Origin of the sequence: Spiroplasma citri (assembly GCF_001886855.1) — a bacterium.
Lineage (GTDB): Bacteria > Bacillota_I > Bacilli_A > Mycoplasmatales > Mycoplasmataceae > Spiroplasma > Spiroplasma citri.
Genome location: NZ_CP013197.1, coordinates 1,338,860 through 1,365,600, shown reverse-complemented (window position 1 = coordinate 1,365,600; position 26,741 = coordinate 1,338,860). Strand labels below are relative to the sequence as shown.

The following is a 26,741-nucleotide window of genomic DNA, read 5'->3' as shown; positions in this document are numbered from 1 at the left end:
ATTTAAAAATGTACATTAACTCATAAAATATGTCATTAAAATAATAAAATACATATTTATTAATTAAAATTAATAAATTATTTTTTAGTTTGTTTAAATATTGATAAAATAAAAGAAAAATTAAAATATTTTTAATTTTTTTAAATTTATGGTTGATTTTTGTAATTTTTATTATATTATTTAATTAATAAAGATTTGTTGCACTTCATTTTACATAATTCATTAGATAAAATTAAAGCTTATAATTTATAAAAAATTTTTAAATTTAAACATTTTCTACTATAATTAAAACTATAAAATTAATGTTTGATCAATATTTTTAAATAATGTAATCATACAAGTTTTGAGGAAAAAGAAAGGAGCATAATTAGATGAAAAAAGCAGTTTTTTCTGATTTGGATGGAACTTTATTAAACGATAATCATCGGTTTAGTCGGTTAACAAAAAAAACAGTTAATTCAATTCAAAAAAAAGGAATCCCTTTTGTTGTTACAACAGGACGCCTAGCAAACGATGCAATTCGCCAAGCGCGAAAACTAAAAGTTCATAAATATGATGGTTATGTTTTGGCAAACAACGGGGCTAGCGCTTACTCTTTTAAAACTAATAGTTTTTTATGGATGATGATTTTTACAACAGCAGAAATTAAAACCATTTTTGAATTTACTTATCGAAAATATAAAGTTCATTTTTTTAGTAATAATAGTACTTATGTTTACGAATATGGTGATAATTCTTATTATTGATCAAAAATAATGCGAACAAAATATAAAATTATTACCAAGGTGACTGATATTACAGAAGACATTACGCATGCTAGTGTTATTGCCCATCACTCCTTAGATGATAAAGCTGCTAATGAATTAATGACAAAGTTACGACAATTATTACCGCAATTAGATATTACCCAATATAATAATCGTGTTTTTGAGATTGCTTGTAAGGGGATTTCAAAAGGCAGTGCCTTGCAATTTTTATCACATCATATTGGAATTGATATTAGTCAAACTTATTCATTTGGTGATTCTTATAATGACCTTGAATTAATTCGCCAAGCTGGTGTTGGAATTGCGGTTGGCAATGCGATTAATGAGTTAAAAACAATGGCAAATGAAGTAACATTATCAAATCGTGAAAATGGACCAGCAAAATATTTGCAACAGCTTTTCTTAAAAAAGTAGTACTTTTATGATATGATAAAAAAGCAAGAGAATTCAGTAAAGGAGAGAATTAAAATGGCTGTAAATGAAATAAAAAGTATTGATGAATTTGAAAAAACAATTGGTGATGAAAAATTAACTTGCGTTGATTTTTATGCTGATTGATGTGGACCATGTAAAATGATTGCTCCAATAATTAATGAATTAGCAAAAACGCGTAGTGATGTTAATTTTATTAAAGTTAATGTTGATGTTTTACAAGATCTTGCTCAAAATTATGGAATTTTATCAATTCCGACATTAATTACCTTTCAAAACGGAAAAGAATTAAAACGTAAAACAGGATTTGTAACTGCTAACGAAATTGAACAAGATTTATTAAGTTAACAAAGTTTTACTAATAATTTAAAAAGGAGAAAGTGAATACAAAATGGCAATGTCAATGAAAAAACGCCGTTGTTTAATGGCATAAAAAAAGTGGCGAAAATCTTAGCTCGTAAAGAAGCTACAAAAAAACAAAAAGAAGAAACAAAAATTTCAAAATAGAATATTTAATCTTTAATGTATAATGTTTAATTTAATGAAGATATATTAATGACCTTTTTTAAATAAAAGATTTATTAAATCAATAACTATAATCTAACATATCTAAATAGTGCTTCTTATAAAATTAAAAAAGACATTTTACAATAAAAAAAATTTCAAATAAAACACTTAAATTATATTAAATTTTTTAAATATAATTTAAGTGTTTTTTTATTTAAAAGTAGTTTATAAAATAGCAAAAAATATCTTTTATTTTATCCTAAAATAGAAAACACAGCAGCACAAATTAAAGAATAACCAAAATTAATTCCAAGTGTAGCAAGCAGAATAAAACCTTTTTTCTTTAAATATCAGACATAACCATTATATTCAGTTTTTAAATGTGAATATTTTGTAATAATATGAAAACCAAGGTCTGCTTGTCAGGGCGCTAATTCTTTTGTTACATTTAGTTTTCGCAGTGGATTTTTAACTAGAATTCAGTTAGTAATGAACATTACTAAAATAATAGCAATTAAAATACCAAAGAAAATTTGGGATAAGTCACTATTGCTTAATTGTAATTGTTTTTGACATAATATTAGTGGAATCATGATGCTAACTTGGATTAATAAAAAAATAATATTAGTAATTAAACTAATAATTCAAAAATTTTTAAGAGATGTTTTCATTAGATAATTAAATTTATTTTTAGTAAAATTTTTATTAATTAAGTTTAAAAAATGCTAACAAATTCATCCTCAGCAATTCGTAAGCGAGGGAAGCTTTTTCCTTTAACATATAATATCCAAATAGCATTCCTAGCGATAAATGTCATTTTTTTGGATCAACAATATTATGTTCTGTAAAGAGTGAGGCTGCTTGCAGCGGCGTAATTCCCCCCATAATACTTGATCCAATTTTTAAATCAGCAGCTTGTAAAGCCATAAAACTAGCAACAAGATGTGTTTGTTCATCAGAAAACATATCTGGACTTGGATAACTTTTTAAGTAATTACTCATTCCTCGTACATTTGTTTTTAATGTTTCACCACTAAAAATTCGCCCTAAGCGATTTGTTAAAAATTCTTCAGATGTCAAATAATCACCATTTGTTCCTAGTAGTAACGCTAAAATTGGAGCATCTTTTACTTTTTGTTGATTACCAGGCATAAAACAGCTTAATGCTGCTTGCTCTTTTAATTTTTGGTCTTTGATAATAATAACTTTTACTGGTTCTAAGCCATTAGAACTTGGTGCTAAAGCTCCAGTTGCTAAAATTGTTTTTAAATCACTTTCACTAACTGCTTTTGATTTATCATAGATTTTAATTGCTTTTCGAAATTTTGCTGCTTCTTGAACGCTCATGATTTTCCCCCATTCTGTAATTTATTTATAAATTTATTATACGCTAATAAAATTTAATTAATAGTGCTTAAATTACTAACAAATTTCGGAACAATGTTATAATTAAAAGGATAAAAATTTAGAGAGGGTAATAAAGATGGAATTTTCGCATAAAGCAATTGAACAAAAATGACAACAATATTGAGAAGAACATCAAACTTTTAAAACAACAAATAATTCAGAGCAAAAAGCTTATATTTTAGATATGTTTCCATATCCATCAGGAGCGGGTTTACATGTTGGGCATCCAAAAGGATATGTCGCAACTGATGTAATTAGTCGTATGCGAAAATTGCAAGGTTATGACGTTTTGCATCCAATTGGTTGGGATGCATTTGGTTTACCAGCTGAACAATATGCTTTACAAACAGGGAATAATCCAGCGGAATTTACTTTGCAAAACATTGCTAATTTTCGTAACCAATTAAAAGCACTTGGGTTTAGTTATGACTATGAAAAAGAAGTTAATACTTCTTCACCAGAGTTTTTTAAAACAACACAATTAATTTTTGAATTGTTATATCAAAATGGATTAGCTGAGATGCGTGATGTTGATGTTAATTGATGTCCTGAATTAGGGACAGTCTTAGCTAATGAAGAAGTTTTGAATATTAATGGGAAAATGGTTTCTGAACGTGGACATTTTCCAGTTTTAAAAAAACCAATGCGACAATGAGTGTTAAAAATTACTGCATATGCAGAAAAATTATTAGCAGGGTTAGATGAGGTTGATTGATTAGAATCCGTTAAAGAGTTACAACGAAATTGAATTGGAAAATCAGTTGGTGTTGAAATTAAGTTTGCGGTACAAAATAATACAGAAAGCATTAATGTTTTTACAACTCGTGCTGATACAATTTTTGGTGTTGAGTATCTTGTTTTAGCGCCTGAACATCCGTTAGTGTTAAAATTAACAACACCTGAATATGCAGCAACTGTTACAAAATTTTTGGCAGCAACAAAAGAAAAAAGTGATTTAGATCGTCAAGATATTAGTAAAGAAAAAAATGGAATGTTTATTGGTAGTTATGCTATTAATCCAATCAATCAAAAAGTTATTCCAATTTGAATTGCCGATTATGTATTACCATTTTATGCTACTGGAGCTGTAATGGCTGTGCCTGGTCATGATGATCGGGATTATTTATTTGCTTTAAAATATCAATTACCAATTAGTTATGTTATTGAAGGAGAACATCATAATAAATTACATAATAAAGATGGAAAACATATTAATTCTGATTTTTTGAATGGTTTAATGACAGACGAAGCAACAAAAAAAGCAATTGATGTTTTAACAGCAGCTGGGAATGCAAAAGTTAAAACTATTTATAAGCTTCGTGATTGGTTATTTTCTCGTCAACGATATTGAGGAGAGCCTTTCCCAATTATACATTGAGAAGATGGTTCAATTAGTTTAGTTGATGAAACAGAATTGCCATTGGAATTACCAAAAATGACAAATATTAAACCATCACAAACGGGAGAATCACCATTAGCTAATGCAACAGAATGATTAACTGTTGTTGATAGGACAGGGAAAAAAGGACGCCGAGAAACTAATACGATGCCACAATGAGCAGGTAGTTGTTGATATTATTTAGCCTATATTTTAATGGAAGATAAGCAAATGTTAGATTTACGTAGTACAAAAGCACAAGCTTTGTTAAAAAAATGATTACCAGTTGATTTATATGTTGGTGGGCAAGAACATGCTGTTTTGCATTTATTATATTCACGTTTTTGACATAAATTTTTATATGACCAAAAATTAGTTCCAACTTCTGAACCATTTTATAAATTAGTTAATCAAGGTATGATTTTAGGCACTGATGGTTCAAAAATGAGTAAATCAAAAGGAAATGTGATTAATCCTGATGACATTATTAAATCACATGGAGCTGATACATTACGTTTATATGAAATGTTTATGGGACCAATTGAAGCATCATTGCCATGGAATCCAAATGGGCTAGATTCAGCACGAAAATGATTAGATCGCGTTTATCGTCTTATTAAAAATAATAATTTTTCGCAAGATAATAATCATGAGTTAGATTTTGTTTATCATAGTATGGTTAAAAAAGGAACAGAAATGTTAGAAAAATTAAGTTTTAATACAGTAATTTCACAATTAATGGTTTTTATTAATGCTTGTTATAAAACAAAAGGACCGATTTACCAACCGTATTTTGAAGGGTTTACTAAAATGTTAAGTTTATTTGCCCCTCATTTAGCAGAAGAAATTTGAGAAAAATTAAACCAACAATCATCGGTTGCATTATCAACATGACCGACATATGATGAAAAATATTTACAAAAAAATGAGGTTATAATTGCAGTTCAAGTTAATGGTAAATTACGTGCTAAATTGGAAGTACCACTTGATACATCAGAAGAAGAATTATCAGTTTTAGCTAAAGCTAATAGTAATGTTCAAGCCTTTTTAGTTAAGCATGAGATTATTAAAGAAGTTATTATTAAAAATAAAATTGTTAATTTTGTTATAAAATAGATAGAGAAAATATTAATTATTTAATCAAAGGAGAAAAGTAATGAAATTTGTTTGTTCTAGTAATGGACCATGAGGATTTTTTGACCCAGCTGGTTCGTATATACCGTGTGCTGATTGAACTAATCAGTGATTTTTTAAAGGTCATAATTATGTCTTTCAATTGGTGGGCATTAGTATTTTTGTTTTAATTATTGGATCATTATTTGTTTGTAGAAAATATTATGCAAAAACTGTTAATTGAAAATGGTTTCGGATTTCAATAGGGCTGTATCAAATTGTAAGTTATTTTTTAACATATGCAATTTGAGTAACTTATTTAGCAATTGTTTTAAAAACAGAATGAATTTGAGGACCGGTGGGGCCTTCTCAAATTCGTGGTTTAAGTGAAGTTACGCCATTACATTTATGCAGTTTACACCAGTTATTATCGGGCTGTATTTTAATTTTTCCTAGTCGAAAATTTTTTGAAGTTGTTGCTCCATCAGCGATTGTTTTGCCAATTTTAGCAATTATAACGCCAGTTAATGGTTACTGAAGTTTAGGCAATTTCTTTTATTATAATTACTTTATTCTTCATACATTAATTATTTTTGCTTATTTATATGTTTATAAATATGGTTTAGTTGGAAAACCTTATAGTGGTTTATTATTTAAATGACAGTTATTATGATTAACGTTATTTTCTATTATCGCAGTAATTTGAGACTGAATTTTTAAAACAAACCAATTATTTGTGGGGCCAAATAATGGGGAACCATGAAACAATGGTGGTTTTAATGTTGGCGGTTGAAATACAAACTTTATTGGAGCAAAATATATGTGACCATTTGCTTGATTACCAATATTTTTATTAGGAATTGTAATTGTTTCATTAACACATATTTTATTATTTTATATACCACAAAGTTTTTTATATGATAAAAAAACAAAAAAATTAGAATCTGTTCCTCGCGGAGTATGTAATAAATTTCATACTAAACAAGGATTAACTTATATTAGTTTTACTTTTAAATATATTTTTTGGCCAGATAATAAAATTCATTATCATCTAAATCAAACTAATTTATTACAGTTTACTGATATTGAATTATTAACAATTCGCAATAATAATAGTTAGCTTTGCTAACTATTATTTATTTAATTAAGTTTTCAATTTAAAATAAAGGTATAATGTAAGTAAATGAAAGAAAAGGTGGCGATAACAATGTTTAAATATGCAATTATTGCAAATGATTATCAAGAATCAACACAGTTAGTTAATAAAATTAGTAAACTTTTACAAGAAAATCAATTAAAAGAAGTTCTTGGTAACCCACAGTATGTTTTTATAATTGGTGGAGATGGAACTTTATTAAGAGCAGTTAATAAATTTCAAGATATCATTGATAAAGCTTCTTTTATTATAATTAAATCTGGTTCATTAGGGTTTTATGCTAACTATGATGAAAATACCTATGCCAAAGCAATTAACGCAATTATTAATAATAAAATTCATATTCGAAAAATGCCATTATTAGAAATTAAATATAATGGTAATCTTATTCGCTATGCATTAAATGAAGCAAAAGTTGTTGATCATGTTAAAACAATTCGCACTGAAATTTATGTTAATAATGATTTATTGGAGCATTTCCGGGGAAGTGGTCTTGTTTTTGCAACGAAAACTGGCTCAACTGGTTATATGCGAGCAATTAATGGATCAATTATTGCAGCTAATATTTCAACCTTATGGCAATTAAAAGAAATTGCCCCGGTGGCAAATTCAACTTTTTCCACAATTAACGCTTCAATTATTTTAGATCAAGACCAAATAATAAGGTTAACTGGTGACTTAAAAGGAAAAAGTTTAGTAATTGATACTTATGAATCAGAAATTTTAAGTTCTGATATTGAATTAAAAATTAGTCAAAAAACATTAAACTTATGCTATGATGAGGAAAATGATTTAAGTCTAATTGCGAAGATGAAGTTATTATTTGCACATTGCAATGATAACAGAGGAGATGATTAATAATGCGAGTTGAATATATTATTATCATTGTTGTGGCAATGATTTTAATGGTGCTATTTATGTTAATGATAATTTTTCGTAAAAAGATTTTTAATTTTCAAAAAATTCTTGTTCCAAAACAAATGCTTTCTTTTTCTATTAATGACTTAATTAGTATTTTAGGAACAAAAACAAATATCACAATGGTTAAAGCAACCTTAACCCGCTTGCGAGTAACAGTAAAAGATTTAGATGAAGTTGATTTTGTTTTGTTAAAAACTAAATTTAAATTAAAAGATATTGGTATTGTCTTACAAACTGTTATTTTGCCATTTGGGAATGTGAGTTTAGCCATAAAAGATGAAATGAATAAAATTATTACAACGTAAAAATTATTACATTTTTTTATTGTCGTTTATTTTTTTCTGCAAATAATTTGTTAAAAGCACTAAAGTGCTTTTTTTGTTATTTTTAAGAGATAATTTAATTATAAAGTGGAGGAAGAATTGTGATGATATTTGAAGAGTTTATTTTTTATGTACCAGCGTGAGGACGATTAAAGCAACCTTTCAATAAAAAATTTAATAAAAATTGACGCCACTATAAAAAAGATAGGCATGAAGAAGCAAGGGGTGGAGGAAGGCAACTATATAATGATTGAGAAAATAAATTAACAAAAAATGAAAAAAAGGAATCCAAGGAGTATTTAGAACAATATACTGGAAGTCATTACGGAGCAATTAATGAATATTTACGTAAAACAAATGGAAAAATATATCATGATATTGAAGCTGTTCCAACAGACCTTGAATTTACAAAAAATGATTTAAAAAAAAGTTAATGATAAAATTTTAAAATTAGATAAATCATTTCAAAAAGCAAAAACAAATGAAAAATTAGTTGTTTTTCGTCGCGCTAGTGGTTATCAATTTTCAGACCATGATCTTAATTTACGTGATGCAAATAATAAAATTAACCGTGATTTATTTGTTCAAATTCGGCAAGACTATACTGGCAAAAAATTTACGCAACATACTTTTTTAAGTACATCTTTATCAAAAGACCCGCATAAATAATATTCAGGGGGTCGTTATCCAATTTTATTAAGAATTAGTTTACCAAAAGGAACAAAAGCAATTTATGTTGATGAAATTAGTAAGTATCCTGGTCAAAATGAATTATTACTAAATCGTGGTTATACCTTTCGCTATCATAACTTTCTTGAAAAGGAGGAGTAAATATTATGGAAAAAAACACAGAGATTAAAAATATTAAACAACAAAGTTCTTGTCTTGATAATGATTGTGATCATGCGTTAGATAGTGATGATGATGGCATTCCTGATTGTTGAGAAATCAATGGTTATACGGTTGAAAAGGGATTAATTGTTCCTTGAGATGATAAAAAACACAAAACAGGAAAATTTATTAAATATAAATCAGACCCATACAATAGTCATACAACAGGGGATCCTTATTCTGATGCTGAAAAAGTATTAGGAAAAATTGATCAAGGGGTTTTACCAGAAGCACATCATCCACTTGTTGCTGCTTATCCTAAAATTGGGGTAATGATGAATAAAATGATTTTATCCAATAATTTTAATGTTACAAATGAGGAAGGAAGATCAGTTGGACAACAAAAAAGTAATACTATTAGTGTTTCAACTTCTAGTAGTAATACTGAAGCAACAACTGTTGGGGCATCGGTTTCGGCAGAAATTTCCCTTTTTCCGAGTCTTTCTGTTAGTGCTAATATTTCACATGAATGATCTAGTACGGTATCTTCTGAGCATTCTAGTTCTAATACATCATCTGAAGAACAAGGCCAAACATGAACCCATTCACTAGGAATTAATACTTCTGAAGTGGCATATTTAAATGGAAATGTTAAGTATTTAAATGTGGGAACAGCGCGCCAATTTATGAAGTTTGTCCAACACTTAATTTTGTGTTAGGAATTGGTGAATTATCAAATACAATTGCAACAATTATTGCAAAAAGTAATACGACAGCAAATGTTATTTTGCCAGGGGCAATTTTTCCTGATAAAGTTCAAAATTCAATTGCTTGAAATACAATTGATGATTTTAATTCACAACCAATTAAATTGAATTATGAACAAGTTGAAGCATTGCAAACTGGTGTTCCATTACAGATTCAAACAATTCAAACATCAGGGTTATATAAAACATATACTGCTGATATGTTACCAATGGTGAATGAATATCAAAAATGAGAACATATTATGGTTGATATTTATAATCGTACTGCTTGTTTAACCTTAATTTTTGAAAATGGTGATATTCAAGAAAGACGGGTTTCTGTTCGGAAAGAAGATAACTACGATGACCAATTGCAACCAGAATTAACATTAGGTGAAGCATTTCAAATTGCTTTTAATAATGCCAAAGTCAATGATGATGTTTTAACTTATAACAATACTAAGTTTATATTACAAGGTAATATTTATATTATTTTAGATGAAAGAACTTTAGCTTTACTAAAAAAAAAAAAAAAATTAAAAAATATGATTTGAAAAATATTTTTAATATTAGATTAATTCAAGGAATAAAAATTATTTTTAAAGAAAATAATGACAAAGACACTATGGTTAATAGATTTTTTACAGAAATTTGTTAAATTATTGAACAAAAATTTCGCTTTTTTTCACTTACAAATTTTCTAAGAAAAGATAAGAGAATAGTTGGAGTATCAAATTATATTAAAAAAATAATTAAAGAAAATAGTAGTGATATTCCTGAACATTTTCTTGATGAATTAAAAATTAATATTCAGTATGTTAATTCTGACTTTAAAGTAGATTTACAATATAGAGATAAACATAGTAAAACTTTCCCATTAATAAATGAACTTGATTTATTCGGTTAATTTAAAACTGGAGCATTATTTTAATATAATTAACTTTTCATTGAAATTTAATGTAAGCTGAATCCCAGTTTTTTTATTTACCAATAAAAAATGAAAAAAATTTGCTAATTATAAATAGTTTTTCATAAATTAATAGTATAATTTAAATACCTTAAAGCACAAAAAAATTTATTTTAATCAAAAACAGCAATAACTAGGAGGTTAAAATATGACCAAACAAAAGTTAACTAAATGATATTATAACAATTTAAAGGTTAACAATTGAAATTTATATGTTGCTGTTTCTGAGCAAGGCGTAACTTTTATTGGTTCTAATAACAAAGGGCTTAATGAATTAGAATCTTGGTTGAAGAAAAAGGGACCAAATGTTTTATTAATTGCTGATCAAGAAGGAAAAACAAGCCTTTTTATGGAGCAATTAACGGAATATTTAATGGGAAAACGAACATTTTTTACTTTATAGTTTGATTTCACTGGTACTTTGTTTCAGAAAAAGGTTTGAGCAGAAGTTGCTAAAATTCCATATGGAACAACAACTTGTTATGCTGATATTGCACAAAAAATTGGACATCCGCAAGCAATGCGAGCTGTGGGAACAGCAATTGGTAATAATGCCATAACAATTCTTGTTCCGTTTCATCGTGTTTTAGGCAAAAATAATGCTTTATGTGGCTATCGTGGTGGATTTGAAATGAAAGCATCATTATTACAATTAGAAAATATTTGATAATTAGGTTTTGTTAATAATTATTTTTATTATTTTGAGTTTATGCTTTGTTAAAAGTAATTTTTATTACAATTAATTTTATTTTTAACAAACATATTGTTTATCATCAATAAATTTTTAATATATTATTAAAAGGAGAAAAAATTATGGGAAAGTTTCATACAATAGCAAGTAGTTTATTAGTGTTTGGGACTATTAATATGACATTTATGGCTACTTCTAGTTTTATTAACCAAAAAAAACATATTATAGAAATATTATCAACGACAGTTTCATCACCTGACGAAGATGATTTTATTTATTCAGGTTATTTATTGCGCTATTTTATTTATAAGTCTTCTAATATTAATAAAAATAAAACGGTAAAAATGATGGAAAAGAATATTGTTAATAATAAAAATAAAATTTATAATGTTGTAACTAATATTGGGAATGTGAAAATGGATACTAAAGAATTATTTGAAATGTCATTAATGGCATCGATTATTAATACTAGTATTTATGGAATGACAACTTGAAAAGAATTTTTTGCCGAAGCATATTCAAAATGAATGACAATGCCAGATGAAATGAAAAATAAAAGTTGAGAGATTTTAAATAATTTTTTTATTGATATTTATACTCCACTTCAAAAAGAAAATCTTGGTTCACGTATTACTTCTTTACAATATCAACTTGATAAAATTGACCAGTATGTTGCAAAATCAAATATTAGTTATAATACTAATTTAACAAAAAAACCGATTGATGCTGTTGATTTAAAATATAATTTGCCATCTTTTGAGTTTGGTTTACAACAATTAATTCCCCAAGATAGTAATTTCTGAAAATTTAGTTATACTTTTAATGCTCTTAAAACAAGTTTAATTATGTGGCAATCAAGTGGAATGAAAGATATTAAAACTATAAATTTTAGTTTTAATGGAAATATTCTACGAGATACTATTATTAATAATGGTCAGGATTTAACAGAGGGATTAGGAGATATGATGAATGATTCATATACTAGAGCATCACAATCATCGCGGACAAAATTTGAAAATTTTATGAATACTAGTAAACAAAAATATTATTCATCATTTGATAAGTTAGATGAAGATTTAAAAAAGATAACAGAGTATGAAAATAATTATTACTATGAAAAGGGAAGTACCATTTTCTTAAAAGATAGTGTGCAAGCAATGCAAAAATATTATCATTGAAATGATAAGATTATTGAATTTCTTAAAAATCAAATTTTAAATTTATTTAATATGACTTATGCAATAACTGGTGATAATTTTAAATATTTTTTAACCGGGTTTCTATTTTCTCCGGATGCTCCATTGCTAAAAATACCTGGAGAAACAACAGCTTATACAAGTTATTTTCTTGAATTACTGCCGGGGACAAAACGCATTACTTCAGCAAGATCGGCTTATATTATTATTTCTGCAAAGGAATTTGCTGATGCTTTGTTGGATAAAACTATTTCTAACTATCTAATTGGGTGGTGAAGTTCACCAAATATTTTTTGTTCTTTAAATCATGAGATGGGGCATGCTGTTGATGTTTACTATGGAATGCTTAAAGAAGCACGAAATGTTGCGCCAAAATATTTTCAGAGTTATCTAAATAGTTTAGTAATTAAGGACAAATATAGGGGTAACATTTTTGGTTATGATGATATTGCAAGTTATAATCAAAAAGTTAACATTATTAAAATTGTTTTAATTATTATGTTTGGTGCTTTTTGTACAAGTATTATTATTTCCATTGCTTGGGGTATTAGTCGCAAGATTAGAACTCAAAAAAAATAGGAATGATAAAAATGCAACAATATTGCATTTTTTATTTAAAATAAAGGAGGAAAAAAATGAGTAGTAAAAAACAAATGACAAAATTTGGATTTATTGTTTCATCATTAGGTGCAGCAATCGGATTAGGGGTAATTTGGGGATTGCCTGGTTATATTAATAAATATGGTGGATTTTATTTTTTCTTAATATATATTTTTGCGTTACTAATTGTAGGAGTACCGTTATTGATTTTTGAATTTAACTTAGGAAATCTTCGACGTAAAAGTGTAATTAACATTTTTGATAAAGAAAGTGTTCGTTTTAGTCGCTTTATGGGTTGATTTCAATCAACTTTAATGATTATTATTCCAATTTATTATGCTGTTTTAGTTGGTTATACTATTATTTCAATTGGAATTGAATTTAGTCCTAACTTGATTAGTAATGTTAATGGAAATATTTTTAATCATCATATTTTACAACATGGCGGTTTTGGCGTAACTAACAATGGTGGTTTTCAATGAATTGTATTTTTGGCGTTCTTATTTGTTGTTTTGTTAGTTGGTCTTGTATTATTATTTGGAATTAAGGGAATTGAAAAAGTTAATAAGTTTTTTATGCCCTTATTATTTTTAATTATTTTAATTTTAGCAATTTATACTTTAACAGTTCCAGGGAGTCATCAAGGGTTAGCAACATTATTTTTAACAAATAATTTAGAAAAATTAAAACAAAACCAAACATGATGTAGTGTTTTTTCCTTAGCCTTTTTTACAACATCATTAGGAATGGGAATGATGATGCGCTTTGCTGGCGTAGGGCCGCACAAGCAAGATAATGCTTCGAAAGCTTACTTATTAGTAATTGGAATTTTATTTTTATCAATTACTAATTTAATCTTTATTTTTGGTGCATCAGGGGCAATTGTTAATAATTTAGTTCCTGATAAAAATAATATTTTATTATTTCAACAACAAATTACCACTAAGTTTGGTGATGATTCAATGGTTTTTGTTTTTAATGTTTTACCAGAAACTTTCCATATTATTAATCAAAATACTGTTGTAGGAGTTGGAAATTTCTTAGGAGTTTTATTCTTTTTAGCTTTATTTATTGCCGGATTAAGTACAACGGTAGGTAATGTTGAAGTTATTGTGGGTGCTATTGAAACACAATATGAAATTAGTAATCAAAAAGTAATCTGTGGGATTTGTTTAACAATTATTCTTGTTGGTTTATCACTAGTTTTTGAGAGCACATATCAAGTAATTAATTCATTTCAATTATTAGCAGCAGGATTAGATTTAATTTTAGTATCTTTAGCACAAGTTATTTTCTTTGTTTGATATGCAAAAAAAATACATATTGTAATTAATTATAATAACCAAGTATCATGAATTAAATTAAATAAGTTATATAAAATTATGATGTATTATTTAATTCCAATTATATTAGTTTTTATTGTTGGCTTTTCAGTTTATGATTTTATTATTAGTTGTACAAAAAATGTTTGATACATCTCAGTATTAGCTTTCATACTAGGTATTTTTGTGCCACTACTAGTTGCAAGTTTAAATAGTTATTATGGCATAAAACGAGAAAAAGGAGGGCAGAAACCATGTTAGTTACCATCGCTATTGTTGTTTTATTAGGTTTAGCAGCGTTATTAGCAGTTGCTTTTGGTTTTTTTATTTACAAAGATTGACAACGCAGTCAGCATACATTAGAAGTTGAACAAAAATTAGCATTAGAAAATAAGTTAGAAGAAGATTTAGAACCAAGTTTAGAACAGAAAACTAATGAAAGAAAGTAAAATTAGTATGTTCTAATTATCATATTGTTTGATAATTTCAATTAATTCCATTGTTGATGAGCAATTTTTTATACTAGTTAAAAATTATTTTTTTGTAAATATTTTAGCGATTGATTGAAGTAATTCTATATGTGAAAAATTATCGGTCGTATAAATTATTATAGGGTATTTACTATATTTAAGAAATTATGGAATAAATAATCCATCTACTTAACTTAAAGATACCATGTTTAATTTTATTGTCAATAAATTTTTATATTTTTTTTAAATTTAATCACAACAAAAAATGCATTTTTATTAAAATTATTTAATTTAAAAATGAAATTAATAAAGATATAAATTTTGTTGTTGAGTTTTATTAAAATTATTATATAAAATACTAATATTTTCTGGTGGTTGTTCTAATTGATTAAAAATATCAATTTTATTTGTATATTCCTGCATAATAGCGTTCATTTTGTTTTTTAAGGTTTTTTCATTATAAGTTGCTTTTTTAACAAATCTTCCTTTAATATGTGATATATCGCCTTCAGCATGACAACCAATATTATTTCACAATGTCTGATTTTTAATACCCTCTTCATTATTTTTAATTAGTTTTTTTGTTTTATTAAAATAATCTAATTTAGATTCAGGAATAAATGGTTTGCTATCTTTTAAACACTGTAATAATTCCTCATATTTTCCATTATAAAAATAATCAACAGCTTTATTAAAAATTTCTTTAATTTCTGCGTTTTTGCTTTGAAAAGGAAATAACTTTTCAAATCTGCTTTTAAGATGAAATTTATCTATTGTATAATGAACTTTGTTATTAGGAAAGCGATCTGCAATATCTTTTTTAACACCTTTAATTCAATTTGCTCCATCACCTAAAATCATAATTTCAGTATCATTTTGAATATTATAATTATTTATAATTAAAAGTATTAATTTAACAACAAAAGGTCTTAATTTTGTTTTTTTAGTAATATAATTTGGAATATTATCCATTTCATAAACGCCCAACTTATTTGCAATTACTGGTCTTTTTTCAGTTGATTTTATTTGATCATAGCCAGTATGAACGGTAGACAATAGGATGTGTTTTTTTATTTTTTCATTTTGGTTCCACATTTTTATATAAGTACCATCAATTTGAATATATAAAGTATGAGGGACATTTATTTTAATATTTGTTTTATTAATATAATATTTGTCGTTTGTTGTTGCATTTTTTATAGTATTTGAAATTGACATTAAACTGATTCCTGCTTTTTCTAATGTACCAGAAATGTCGCAATATTTTTTATCTTTACTCAAAAATGACAATATTCTTTCTTTGACATCATTTCCCATTCTTTGTCATTTTTTAATTCCTAAAATTATATCTAAAATAAAAACATACTCTGTTTTTCCCGTCTTTGGATTAGTTCAACAATATCTTCTTCTTTTAAATTTTATTTTTTCCTTTAAAGTAATTAATGTTTTTGTTCTAATTTCTTTTACTCTAAAATCTTTAAAATTATCATCTTCTTGATAATTTTGAAAAATAAAATCATCTCATTTTTCTAATCTATATGCAATTTCTCTAATAGCATATTTTTCTAAATCGTTATATATTTCATTAAAAAAGTTTTTTCCATTAATAATACTATTAATATCCATTTTAAAGTTGTTTCCTTTCCTGTTTTAAAAATAAATCATCACACACATTAAAATAAGCACCTAAAAAAAGCAAGTTATTTTTAACTTGTTTTTCAAATATTTAATTTTTTTAATATTATTTAATACAATTTTGATACTTTTTTGATAACAAAAATATTATATCTTAATTTAAAATAAAAAAACAAGATTTTTAATCTTGCTTATAATAATTTTCGTTAAAATAAATTTTTAAATAATATTTAAAATCAGAATCATCATCACTAAAACAAAAAAGACATTCTTTACAATTATAATAATTTTTATAACAAATGTAGCAACATGGGCTATTACATACAATACATTCATATCCTTTTTTTGCTTTTCTATAACACAACCCTCTTGCACCAGTAAATTGACATTTTTCATCGTTAACATGTTTATTATATTTTTCTCAAAATATTTCTTTAAAAAATTCATTTTCTTTTTTTATTTGTTCTTCACTTTTTGGATTATATTTTAAAAAATATTCAAAAGAAGATCTTATTTCTGCTGCAATTTTTTCAAATTCAGTTTCAAATTCAATTTTAGATTCTTTTTCCACTTTTTCCTCCACTTGTTCTTTTTTTCTTTTGATAACATATTATCAAAAAAATAAATTTTTATCATTATTCTTTGTATATATTTATATTCATTATATAATTTTTATATAAATAAAATATTAAGAAAGGACTGACTTTTTATGAAAAAAAGATTAAGTTTTTTAGGAGCAATTACATTACTAGGTACAAGCACAACAAGTCTAGTTGCTTGTAATAATATACCACAATATAACGAAGATGAATTACAACAACTAAAACAAGAAAACCAAATATGTACAAATTGCAAAGAAATAAAAGAAAAATTAGAATGAATAGCACCACAAGAAAAGCCATTTAATACAGTTGATAATAAATATTATTATGTAGTATGGCGTGGTGATAAAAACGAAGAATGAAAAATTACAAAATTTCAAAATAACAATAAAAATAACATAAACTATGAAATTGATATACAAAATAGGGTAAATTTTGTATCTTCATTAATGAATGTGAAAGATCTTTTTATTACTGATTCACCTTCAAGAGTAAAGTCAACAAAATATTGGAATGATGATAATGGAACTTATTTTAAAGCAGTTTATCGTTGAAATGGTGGAGAAGAAAATCTACCTGATTTAATAATTGATAATAATGGTAATGTAAAAGTTAATGGTGAATAAAAAAGCAATTTTTATTAAATTGCTTTTTTTAATTTATTTAATTTTCTTTTTTATGATCTTTTTTAATTATTTCATTAATATTATCTTCTTTATTTTCATCTAACAAAATACATTCTTTATTAATTTTTTCTTTTAATTTTAGCATTAGTTTATTAATTTCGGTGAATAAAATTGGCAATCCCAATGTTAAACCGTGAACTATTCAATATGCTGATCGTAGAAAAAATAATTTAGTCTTTTTCTTTTTCATTTTTATTACCATCCTTGTTTTTTTGTCTGATATTTATTTTGTTGTTATTAGCAAGTTTGTTATTTATGATTGTAATAACATCTAATTTTGTATTAATATTATTAATTTCAATTTTAATATCGTTTATTTTTTCTTTTAATTCTTTGTTTTCATCTCTTATTTTTTGTTGTTTTTTATTTAAAATAGTTGCTGTTATGCCAGTTGTCCCACCAGTAAAAAGTGATATAACCAAAACAATAATTTCTAAAATAGTTTCACTCATTTTTTATTCTCCTTATTATCAAATTAATGGTTCTCAACTTCCAAACGATAGCAAGCCAATAGCGGCTGTTGTCACAATACCACGCTGTGCTTTATCTCATGTTTTAAAATCTTTTCATACTCAAAATTTAATCATCCCACCATCATATTTTAATATCGGTGATCATTCTTCTCCACCATTTCAACGATAAACTGCTTTAAAATAAGTTCCATTATCATCATTCCAATATTTTGTTGACTTTACTCTTGAAGGTGAATCAGTAATAAAAAGATCTTTCACATTCATTAATGAAGATACAAAATTTACCCTATTTTGTATATCAATTTCATAGTTTATGTTATTTTTATTGTTATTTTGAAATTTTGTAATTTTTCATTCTTCGTTTTTATCACCACGCCATACTACATAATAATATTTATTATCAACCGTATTAAATGGTTTTTCTTGTGGTGTCACTTCTTTTAATCTACTTTTGACATATTTGCCGCTACTTTCTATTTTGTATGGCATTTCTCTAATTCTTTTGTCTAGTTGTGCTATTTTTTGATCCATTTTTTCCATTTCTTTGGTTCATTTTTTATTGAATTCTTCCTTTTTTTCTTGGGCATATTCGCAAAAATTAATAAAATTGTTAGGGTCTTTGATTGATTGATAACGAATGGGAACGCGTGCGGTATATTCTCAATTAAAGGATTTTATTTTTTCTCCTTTTAGGGGTAAATTAAAACTAAGAATAGGGAATTCATAAATTCCGTCTTTATGTCTTGTGTTTAAGTTATCTTGGGTTAATCTTCCTTTGTCTGTTCATACAAAATATTCGCTGGCACATTTATTTTGATAAATTGCTTGGTATTTAAAATCATTTACTTGATTAATGTTATCGATTATGGCGGTTGCTATTGTTTTTGAATTATCGTTTCAAGTCATGGCACTTTTAATATTTTTTCATGGTTTGTTTTCTTCTTCCTTGGTTTTTTCAAAATAGAATTTATTGTCAATTCCGCTTGGTTCAACTTCGTCAATTTTAGTGTTAATGGGGCATTGTTCTAATAATTCTGTTAATTTTTCAATTTGTTCGCTTTTGTTTTCACCTAAACTTTCAATAAATTTTTTATTAATATATTGGTAGTTTTCATCTGGGTTGTCTATATCGGGGATTGGATATACTAATGGTGCTTTTGACATATCTATTTTAATTGTTAAAAATATTGTTGTTGTTGTTTCTGCTTGGTTTTTTGCATAGGGAATTAAGTCGTTGATATCGTTTGTGGTGTCGTTTTCTACTTTAATCATTCTTCCGCAAATGCTTAAATAAAAAAATGGTATTTCTTTGTTTCCTTTTTTTGTTTTTATTTTTACTTGAATTCCGTTGTCTTCATATTTGAATTCTGCTTCTAATTTTTCTTGTTCGCCAAATCCGTAAAATAAAAAACCAGTTGAATTGTTATCACATAGTTTTAACATTTCTTCGTTATAATTATCGCTATTGCCTAATAAGTTTATAGCGTTTTTATTGCTTAATTCTTTATTAGCATAGTAGGGGATTGTTTGGTTTCTTAACAAAAAATCATAGTATATTGCTTGGTCGCGGTCTGTTAAATAATCTTCTGTATTGTCAAATGTTATAAATCTAAATGCCATTTTTTTACCTCTCTTTTATAAATATTTTTTTTCTAATTTGTTAGATGTTTTATCTCATTCACTATGTAATGCGTTATTAGCAATCATGTTTTTATTCATTGTTTCTTCAAAGTTGTTAAAATTATTGTTTAGATCGTTGTTTAGTTTTGTGTGTGGTTTTAAGTCTTCTCAATATTTTTGATTTTCTTTTATATTGTAAATTGTGTTATTTTGTAATTGATAAGTAAATAATTCAATATCATAGCTTCATTCTTCATTTTTAATATCTTCTCATGATAAATTGCCTTCATTTAATAATTCGTTTGTTAGTATTTTAATTTCGTTCTTTTTTGTTCTCAAATTAATATTAAAAATAATTTTTTTAATTGAATTTCTATTGGTTGCTTGTAATTCATATTCTGTATCTTCTTCAATTTCAATAATTCGCCCATAAATTAATATATATGTATGATTAAAAACAACTTTATTTCCAAGGTGTCTTTTTATTAATTTTTTTTCTTCGTTTAAAAAAATAATATTTTTATCTTTAACAAAAAAACTAACAAAAAAATCTTGAATAATTCCATCATCACATGCTTCTACATTACAATTAGGAAATGTTTTTAAAACTATTGCCATAATTTAACTACCTTATTATTTTCATTATTATCTAACATAAAAAATCACCAGCCTTAACAATAATAATTAACCCCATCATTTATTGTCGTCGTGATGATACCGTCATTAAAAATATTTGTCAAATAAAAAAAGACAATTTATATTGTCTTTAAAATAGTTTATGTTATAATACATACAAATTTGTATTTATTCAGTCGTAGCAAATTCCTTAAATATTATGTGAACAGTCTTATTACTGTTGTGTGTCTGCTCCTCTCTTGTGCTTGATGAGTAAAGATCAACAAAATAGACAAGTTCAAGGTTATTTATTTACTATAATACGACTGAATAAATACAAATTTTTTAATTTTAATAATTATAATTACTATTGTTTAATTTTCAATAAGTAATAATCATTACTTATTATCGTGATGATACCGTCATTAAAAATATTTGTCAAATAAAAAAAAGACAATTTATATTGTCTTTAAAATAGTTTATGTTATAATACATACAAATTTGTATTTATTCAGTCGTAGCAAATTCCTTAAATATTATGCGAATAATCTTCTTGTCTGCTTGTTTGTGGTAGTCAATTTGAACTCGGTTATGAGTTAAATTCATTCAAGTAGTTCAACATTATTTATTTACTATAATACGACTGAATAAATACAAATTTTTTAATTTTAATAATTATAATTACTATTGTTTAATTTTCAATAAGTAATAATCATTACTTATTATCGTGATGATACCGTCATTAAAAATATTTGTCAAATATATAATAAATGAAAATTTGTGTATATAATACCATATTTTTTTATTTTTCCTTTAATTTTATAAAAACATGCTACAATTAAATAGCAAGTGATGTTGCGAGTTATTCTAGGTTCTACTTGCAAGTTTAAATAAAGAAAAGAAACCTTGCCAGTCAATAGTCTGTGCGATACTATAAATAAAAAAAGAGATATTAAAATCTCTTTTTTTAGATGAGGAAGCGACTACGCTCTTACCAATAGCGGACAAGTCCATATGGCTCATCTATAATTTTGTATTGCTTAATAACTATTATATCTAGTTTTCATTCAATAGTTAATTCAAAGGTCAAAATAAGTAAAATTCCTTTTGGTTTACGATTAAAAGCAATAGAACACCATAGGCCATAAAGACCATAGACTTTTCTTACAACTAGAAACATAACTTATTTGTGGTGATGATACCGTCATTAAAATTATTTGTCAAATAAACAAATAAAAAAGAGATAATTAAATCTCTTTTTCGATTTTTTTAATTCTTCTTTTAAAAAGATATGATATATTTCTTGTATATGCGGAGAATTAAAACATTTTTCTAAAATTTCTTTACGATAAATATAATTTGTCTTTGAACAATTTATTATTGTATATTTTTCTAATCTTCATTTTTCCATTTTTCTTATTTCAGTATCTTTTCTGTCTAATCTTGCATAACACTCTTTTTTTAATTTAGTATCTGGTGTAGGTGGAATTTTGATATAATTTTTTTCATTCTTATTAGGAATTTTCGTTGTTAATCTTATAAGATGATAGTAATATCCGTCAAAAAACAATGGAATTAAAAGTGATTTTTTGGGTTTACTATTTTTAATATCTAAAACATTATCAAAATTATCTATAAAAACAGAAACTAAATTATCATTATAATTCATAATTATTTTTACATTCTATTTTGTATAATTTTAATATTTTTTCATAATCTTCATCTGTTTTTGGAATTCCTATTTCATAACTAAAATCAAAAAAAAACGCTTTTTTTACTGTTTTCAACTGCTTTTTCTCATGCTTTTTCTCATGATTTCATTATTCTATGAGAATTATCGCTTAATAAATTTGTATTTTTAAACTTTAATATTCATTCTGATGCTTCTTTTAATATTTTTTTTCATTTTCAGAAAAATATTCTCAATTAAAATAATCTTCAAAATAAGTGGGTGATAAATTTTTAAAACTAAATAATATTTTATTTAAATCATTGTCTTTTTCTTTTTTTAATACACTATAAGTAAAGAATTGAAAAGTTCCATTTTCATTAATAAATTTTGATATTTTGTAAGGAACTGGCCCCCATTTTAGGGCTACAAAATTTAAAATAAAAAAATGACCTGAAAATTCTTTTGCAGCTTTTCATTCTAAAAAAGATAAAAATTTAAAAACATGCATTTTATAAATTTGTTTTTTATTTTGAAATGCTGAATTTAGTAGAAACAATATTGCCATTTCTATTTTGTTTGCTTCTATTGGAGATATTTTTAAATATTTTGATAGCATAGTTTCCTTCATCTTAATCACCACTTTTTATTTACTAGTAAATTATACAATAAAAAAAGAGATAATTAAATCTCTTTTTTAATTATGTATTTGCTAATGCTTTTAAACTTTTAATTAATTCTTTATGATTATAAATATCTTGTTCTCATTCATTAAATTTAGATTCCAATAATTTATAATCTTTTTTTTTCATAATTTTTGACATATTTAATCAACCCCTTATCGCCATCATCATACCATATTTATTATATTTTTAAATTAAATTAATTGTTATTTTGATAATATTTATCAGGATCAAAAATTATTGCAAAGAAAATATTATTAACTAAAACACCATAAATTCTTTCCTTATCTCCAACTCTTAAATAATCATATTTTTTAATATCTTGTTCAATATCTTTATTAAAATGTGATTTTACATAATTTACTAATTCTAAAGGAATTTTTGGGGGAAGGCGTGATTTATTTGTTTCAATATTTGAATAACCACAAGATTGTCTTGAACCTTGTATTAAATTTCGTAAAGAATAATTACAAATTTTTTTAATTTCATTTAGAAAATCATTATTTATTTTTTTAGTTTTATTTATATATGCAAAATTGAAAAATATTTTTTTATCTAACTTATCTAAATTCATATTATTTAATTTTATATTAAATTAATTGTTCAATTTGGTTTAATTTTTCTTGAAAATAATATAACATTTTATCATTATTAATTTCTTCATTATTTTTTGTTTCTTTTCATGGACCTTCTATATGTGATAAAGAAACTAATTCAAAAGCACTATATTTACTAAAATATATAAAAACTCTTTCAATAAATTCTAATTCTTCATTGGTAAATTTTTTTTCAATTTCGTGTATTTTTATTTCGTTAAAATTTTCAAGATTATCTTTTTCTATGTATGATTTTCCATTTTTTCTTAGTAAAAAATACAATTCTTCTAAAACTGGGCCATATGTTCATGCTTTATATTTTTCTTTTATTATTTTTTTATTAAATTTAGCCATAAATAAACCTTCTATAAAATACATTAATTTTTGTATTTGCAAATTTGTCATTCCAAAAATTTCTTCATTATTAATTTCTAATTTTTTTTGAATTTTATAGTTTTCATCTAATAGTAAATATAAAAAATCTTCAATTTTAATTCCTTTGCATTTCATAATTATCTCCCCTAACTTAATTAAATTATATAATAAAAAAGAGATAATTAAACCTCTTTTTTTGTCGGGCAGCTTGCCTGCTCTCTAAGAACACACCAGCAACTTTTTTTCTAGAAGTATTTACCGACTAAACTCTGGCCAATTATTTCTTTTTTAGGTGGGGAAACAAACAATGCTCTTACCAATAGCGGACAAGTCCATACGGCCCACCTATTTTGGATATCCATATAGAGGCCTATTATTTAAAATAGGAACTTATTCTACCTTTCGTTGCCTAAGATTACCTGCATTTAGAATACAGTTAGGTCATTCGGATACCCGAAAACCGTAATTAATTAGGACTTACATATTAATTATATAAAAATATAACTAAATGCAAATACCTTTATTACGCGTTTTAAGGGGCATATTGGTTAATAAATATTAAAACTTACTTCATAACCTTACTTGGCCGAATATTAGGGTAATTGTGTTTTTATTGCTTTCTAAAATTATCCCAGATAAAATGCTGTTATATTCTTTTTTGTTAAATAATAGGGTAAATTTATCTCTTAGTTGTAAATTGTTTAAATTTAAAATATTGTTATCTTTTGTGATATCAAATTTTATGAGGTGTGAGTATTCACTTAACTTAAATTCTTGATTGCTAATAGTTATAATATTTTCTAAGGTAAAGTCTTTTTCTTCTAATTCATAAATTTTATTTTTAATTAAATTATTTTGTAAATTATTGTTTTTTTCATCATAAGAGATTGTATTATTTTTTAATAAGTTTGCTCTTGTGTATCTGTTTGAGTTGTTTTTTTGGTAAAAATCAATTCTGTTGATACTTTTTTGGTTTAATTCTTCAATTTCTATATTTGTAATACATTTAATATTATCTTTTACTTTATAATTATTTAATTTGATATCTTCTTGTCCATCTTTGCAAACATCACAATTTAAAATAAAATTTTTTAAATCAATATTAAATTTTAAAAATATATTTGTTATTTTAAATATTTTGTTAATAAATTGATAACAATTAAATTCTTTTTCTTCATTTTCTTCAAAAAATTTAGGATTATTATTATTTTCATCATTAATTTTTTTATTAAGTTTAATAAAGGGAAGATTGTTATAAATAATTTTTATTAAAGTAAGAAAAATATATCAACTTTTATTTTTATATATGTTGTAAATTTTAAAATCAAAAATAGATTCAATATTTTTAGTAGTAAAGGTATATAAATTTTCATCTTTGTTTTTTTCAATATGAGTAATAATTCCGATATATAATTGATTTTCGTTATTCAAAATACAAACAATGTCTTCAATTTCAACATTAAGATTATAATAATTATAAGCATTAAAAGTTGATAGTTGCGGGGTATAAATATCTAAAAATATCTTATAATTTTCAACAATACAATTATCTTTATAAAATAAAGATCCTTTTTCAAAATCAACTCCTAATATAATTAATTTAGTTCTATTACCTTGATAAATATTTTTATCTTTTTTAATTTCTAATTTTAATAATTCATCTCTTGCTTTTTGTCTTGCTTTTTCTTCTGCTTCTTGTTGTGCTTTATTAATTTCAAACACAATATTAGATAATTCATCAAGATAATCAATCATTAATTTATAATCAGGCACTTGTAATAATTGTTGGGCATGTTGAGGATATAATCTTACAGCTTCATCAAAAATAATTTTTTCGTCATTAATTTCTTTTGTTAATTCTGATATTTCTTTTATTAATTCTTGGATTTGTTTTACAATTTCTACATTTAAAGTATTGTTTTTTAATTTATTAATAATTTCTTTTTTATCTTCTCTAATTGCAATTATTTCGTCATTTCAGTGGCTTTTTGTTGAACTTCCTACACCCATTTAATTTCTCCTTTTTTCTAAATTAAAATATATTCTTCAAATTTTTTAATATTAATATTTCCAACTTGTTTGTCTTTTGAAAGGTTAGAAGAATATAAAATATGATAGTTTCCTGGTGGAATTTGAATAAAATTAGTATATTTAAAATCTTGATATTGATATATGTTGTATGATTTTTCGGTTTTTAAATCAACTTTTATAATGCTTTGAGTTTTTAATCTACTATCTATTATTATTTTTTCATTTTCATTTATTTCAGCATTAATTTTAAGTTCACTTATTACTTTACTATTAATATTTTCTAATTTTAAATATGGGTCTTTTGTGGGACCATTGATTGTTATTAGAGTATCTGATGCTAAATAACTATTATTACTAATTTTAATTTTTTCATTATATTGATTGGTATATTTAATGCGATTTAACTTAAAATAATATTTGTTATTATGTTCATTGTATCTTTTTCCGCTTGTTTTATTTGGTTTAATTTCAAATAATTTATCTTCTTCTTTTTTTCAGTTAGTTAATTGTTCTAAAATAAAATCAACCTCTAAATCATTATTATTATTTAATTCTGTTTTAATGATACTTTTAATAATTACTTCACAATAATATTCCAATTTTGTTTTTTCATTTATTCAAAAACTATAAAATAATAAAAAGGGGGAAGATTTATTATCTAAATTAATATTTAATTTATTAATAAAATCATTAAATTTACCATAGGGATTTGGGCCTATAAATAATAATTTAAAATTTATTTGATTTAAAAAATGCTTACAATTATTTAAAATAAAATTATTATCGATGTTTAAATAATTATTATCAAAATTAATATTTAATCCATTAAATGATAAAATAATGATATTATCTAAATCACATAAATTAATTAAATTATCTTTACTATTACTAATTTTAAAAGTTCTAAATGGTAAATTATACATATTTTC

General features: G+C 24.7%; 31 protein-coding genes and 1 pseudogene. 16 read left to right on the top strand and 16 right to left on the bottom strand.

The window, feature by feature from the left end; translation table 4 throughout:
• Window positions 1–371 precede the first annotated feature (371 nt).
• The gene (locus tag SCITRI_RS08055; protein WP_071937888.1) at window positions 372–1,181 is read left to right on the top strand and encodes a Cof-type HAD-IIB family hydrolase; all 810 of its coding nucleotides are present in this window, start codon (window positions 372–374) and stop codon (window positions 1,179–1,181) included.
• A 54-nt stretch (window positions 1,182–1,235) separates the two neighbouring features.
• Window positions 1,236–1,547 carry a thioredoxin gene (trxA, locus tag SCITRI_RS08050; RefSeq protein ID WP_004027799.1) on the top strand — a complete coding sequence of 104 codons (312 nt, stop codon included), beginning with the start codon at window positions 1,236–1,238 and terminating at the stop codon, window positions 1,545–1,547.
• A 413-nt stretch (window positions 1,548–1,960) separates the two neighbouring features.
• On the opposite strand, the gene SCITRI_RS08045 is transcribed toward trxA, so the two are convergent.
• Entirely contained in the window at window positions 1,961–2,377 is a 417-nt protein-coding gene (locus tag SCITRI_RS08045) for a hypothetical protein (RefSeq protein ID WP_071937887.1), read from the bottom strand.
• Window positions 2,378–2,411: 34 nt separating this feature from the next.
• Complete coding sequence (locus SCITRI_RS08040) at window positions 2,412–3,053, bottom strand: nitroreductase family protein (RefSeq protein ID WP_237237913.1); 642 nt, start codon at window positions 3,051–3,053, stop codon at window positions 2,412–2,414.
• 136 nt (window positions 3,054–3,189) lie between these two features.
• Here SCITRI_RS08040 and leuS point away from each other — a divergent pair, with 136 nt between their 5' ends.
• From leuS to SCITRI_RS07990, 13 genes and pseudogenes are all read left to right on the top strand, one after another.
• Complete coding sequence (gene leuS, locus SCITRI_RS08035; RefSeq protein WP_071937886.1) at window positions 3,190–5,607, top strand: leucine--tRNA ligase; 2,418 nt, start codon at window positions 3,190–3,192, stop codon at window positions 5,605–5,607.
• A 40-nt stretch (window positions 5,608–5,647) separates the two neighbouring features.
• On the top strand, window positions 5,648–6,724 hold the full coding sequence (locus tag SCITRI_RS10840) for a TMEM164 family acyltransferase (protein WP_071937885.1): 1,077 nt from the start codon (window positions 5,648–5,650) through the stop codon (window positions 6,722–6,724).
• Window positions 6,725–6,811: 87 nt separating this feature from the next.
• Window positions 6,812–7,618 (top strand): NAD(+)/NADH kinase, encoded by an 807-nt coding sequence (locus SCITRI_RS08025; RefSeq protein WP_071937884.1) that lies wholly within the window; start codon window positions 6,812–6,814, stop codon window positions 7,616–7,618.
• A gap of 2 nt (window positions 7,619–7,620) precedes the next feature.
• On the top strand, window positions 7,621–7,986 hold the full coding sequence (locus SCITRI_RS08020) for a PTS transporter subunit EIIB (RefSeq protein ID WP_071937883.1): 366 nt from the start codon (window positions 7,621–7,623) through the stop codon (window positions 7,984–7,986).
• A 122-nt stretch (window positions 7,987–8,108) separates the two neighbouring features.
• Window positions 8,109–8,438 (top strand): ADP-ribosyltransferase, encoded by a 330-nt coding sequence (locus SCITRI_RS12090; protein ID WP_250638261.1) that lies wholly within the window; start codon window positions 8,109–8,111, stop codon window positions 8,436–8,438.
• 7 nt (window positions 8,439–8,445) lie between these two features.
• Window positions 8,446–8,835 (top strand): annotated as a pseudogene (locus SCITRI_RS12085) (ADP-ribosyltransferase).
• Between the two features lie 5 nt (window positions 8,836–8,840).
• The gene (locus SCITRI_RS11735) at window positions 8,841–9,554 is read left to right on the top strand and encodes a binary toxin-like calcium binding domain-containing protein (protein ID WP_237237912.1); all 714 of its coding nucleotides are present in this window, start codon (window positions 8,841–8,843) and stop codon (window positions 9,552–9,554) included.
• On the top strand, window positions 9,548–10,159 hold the full coding sequence (locus SCITRI_RS11730) for a hypothetical protein (protein ID WP_237237911.1): 612 nt from the start codon (window positions 9,548–9,550) through the stop codon (window positions 10,157–10,159). Before SCITRI_RS11735 ends, SCITRI_RS11730 begins: the two co-directional genes overlap by 7 nt.
• A gap of 537 nt (window positions 10,160–10,696) precedes the next feature.
• Window positions 10,697–10,951: a hypothetical protein gene (locus tag SCITRI_RS11725; RefSeq protein WP_237237910.1), complete on the top strand. Its 255-nt coding sequence runs from the start codon at window positions 10,697–10,699 to the stop codon at window positions 10,949–10,951.
• 18 nt (window positions 10,952–10,969) lie between these two features.
• Window positions 10,970–11,218, top strand: coding sequence for a methylated-DNA--[protein]-cysteine S-methyltransferase (locus tag SCITRI_RS11720; protein ID WP_237237909.1), 249 nt, complete (start codon window positions 10,970–10,972; stop codon window positions 11,216–11,218).
• 143 nt (window positions 11,219–11,361) lie between these two features.
• Window positions 11,362–13,014 (top strand): hypothetical protein, encoded by a 1,653-nt coding sequence (locus SCITRI_RS08000; RefSeq protein ID WP_071937882.1) that lies wholly within the window; start codon window positions 11,362–11,364, stop codon window positions 13,012–13,014.
• A gap of 56 nt (window positions 13,015–13,070) precedes the next feature.
• Entirely contained in the window at window positions 13,071–14,618 is a 1,548-nt protein-coding gene (locus tag SCITRI_RS07995) for a sodium-dependent transporter (protein ID WP_071937881.1), read from the top strand.
• Complete coding sequence (locus SCITRI_RS07990; RefSeq protein ID WP_071937880.1) at window positions 14,612–14,806, top strand: hypothetical protein; 195 nt, start codon at window positions 14,612–14,614, stop codon at window positions 14,804–14,806. The genes SCITRI_RS07995 and SCITRI_RS07990 overlap by 7 nt, the downstream gene beginning before the upstream one ends.
• 324 nt (window positions 14,807–15,130) lie before the next feature.
• Here the strand turns inward: SCITRI_RS07990 and SCITRI_RS07980 are convergent, their stop codons facing one another.
• Entirely contained in the window at window positions 15,131–16,453 is a 1,323-nt protein-coding gene (locus tag SCITRI_RS07980) for an Mbov_0401 family ICE element transposase-like protein (RefSeq protein ID WP_071937879.1), read from the bottom strand.
• 190 nt (window positions 16,454–16,643) lie between these two features.
• Window positions 16,644–17,033: a hypothetical protein gene (locus SCITRI_RS07975; RefSeq protein ID WP_071937170.1), complete on the bottom strand. Its 390-nt coding sequence runs from the start codon at window positions 17,031–17,033 to the stop codon at window positions 16,644–16,646.
• Window positions 17,034–17,171: 138 nt separating this feature from the next.
• Here SCITRI_RS07975 and SCITRI_RS07970 point away from each other — a divergent pair, with 138 nt between their 5' ends.
• The gene (locus SCITRI_RS07970) at window positions 17,172–17,690 is read left to right on the top strand and encodes a lipoprotein (protein ID WP_071937878.1); all 519 of its coding nucleotides are present in this window, start codon (window positions 17,172–17,174) and stop codon (window positions 17,688–17,690) included.
• A 37-nt stretch (window positions 17,691–17,727) separates the two neighbouring features.
• Here SCITRI_RS07970 and SCITRI_RS07965 read toward each other — a convergent pair whose 3' ends face one another.
• The 12 genes from SCITRI_RS07965 to SCITRI_RS07920 all read right to left on the bottom strand — a co-directional run bounded on the left by SCITRI_RS07965 (window position 17,728) and on the right by SCITRI_RS07920 (window position 26,735).
• Entirely contained in the window at window positions 17,728–17,940 is a 213-nt protein-coding gene (locus tag SCITRI_RS07965) for a hypothetical protein (RefSeq protein WP_071937877.1), read from the bottom strand.
• A complete protein-coding gene (locus SCITRI_RS07960; protein WP_071937876.1) occupies window positions 17,921–18,202 on the bottom strand; it encodes a hypothetical protein in 282 nt (93 codons plus the stop codon). Before SCITRI_RS07960 ends, SCITRI_RS07965 begins: the two co-directional genes overlap by 20 nt.
• 15 nt (window positions 18,203–18,217) lie before the next feature.
• The gene (locus tag SCITRI_RS07955) at window positions 18,218–19,843 is read right to left on the bottom strand and encodes a hypothetical protein (RefSeq protein ID WP_071937875.1); all 1,626 of its coding nucleotides are present in this window, start codon (window positions 19,841–19,843) and stop codon (window positions 18,218–18,220) included.
• Window positions 19,844–19,858: 15 nt separating this feature from the next.
• Complete coding sequence (locus SCITRI_RS07950; RefSeq protein WP_071937561.1) at window positions 19,859–20,461, bottom strand: hypothetical protein; 603 nt, start codon at window positions 20,459–20,461, stop codon at window positions 19,859–19,861.
• 1,210 nt (window positions 20,462–21,671) lie between these two features.
• The gene (locus tag SCITRI_RS07945) at window positions 21,672–22,127 is read right to left on the bottom strand and encodes a hypothetical protein (protein WP_071937874.1); all 456 of its coding nucleotides are present in this window, start codon (window positions 22,125–22,127) and stop codon (window positions 21,672–21,674) included.
• Window positions 22,117–22,245: a hypothetical protein gene (locus tag SCITRI_RS12225; RefSeq protein WP_257785678.1), complete on the bottom strand. Its 129-nt coding sequence runs from the start codon at window positions 22,243–22,245 to the stop codon at window positions 22,117–22,119. Before SCITRI_RS12225 ends, SCITRI_RS07945 begins: the two co-directional genes overlap by 11 nt.
• Window positions 22,246–22,347: 102 nt before the next feature.
• Window positions 22,348–22,758 (bottom strand): hypothetical protein, encoded by a 411-nt coding sequence (locus tag SCITRI_RS07940; protein WP_071937873.1) that lies wholly within the window; start codon window positions 22,756–22,758, stop codon window positions 22,348–22,350.
• A gap of 70 nt (window positions 22,759–22,828) precedes the next feature.
• Complete coding sequence (locus SCITRI_RS12220; protein WP_257785677.1) at window positions 22,829–22,951, bottom strand: hypothetical protein; 123 nt, start codon at window positions 22,949–22,951, stop codon at window positions 22,829–22,831.
• A 58-nt stretch (window positions 22,952–23,009) separates the two neighbouring features.
• A complete protein-coding gene (locus SCITRI_RS07935; protein ID WP_071937179.1) occupies window positions 23,010–23,384 on the bottom strand; it encodes a hypothetical protein in 375 nt (124 codons plus the stop codon).
• Between the two features lie 16 nt (window positions 23,385–23,400).
• Window positions 23,401–23,916, bottom strand: coding sequence for a Panacea domain-containing protein (locus tag SCITRI_RS07930; RefSeq protein ID WP_071937180.1), 516 nt, complete (start codon window positions 23,914–23,916; stop codon window positions 23,401–23,403).
• 423 nt (window positions 23,917–24,339) lie between these two features.
• On the bottom strand, window positions 24,340–25,791 hold the full coding sequence (locus SCITRI_RS07925) for a coiled-coil domain-containing protein (protein WP_071937872.1): 1,452 nt from the start codon (window positions 25,789–25,791) through the stop codon (window positions 24,340–24,342).
• 17 nt (window positions 25,792–25,808) lie between these two features.
• Window positions 25,809–26,735 carry a phage distal tail protein domain-containing protein gene (locus SCITRI_RS07920; RefSeq protein ID WP_071937871.1) on the bottom strand — a complete coding sequence of 309 codons (927 nt, stop codon included), beginning with the start codon at window positions 26,733–26,735 and terminating at the stop codon, window positions 25,809–25,811.
• Between the last annotated feature and the right edge of the window lie 6 nt (window positions 26,736–26,741).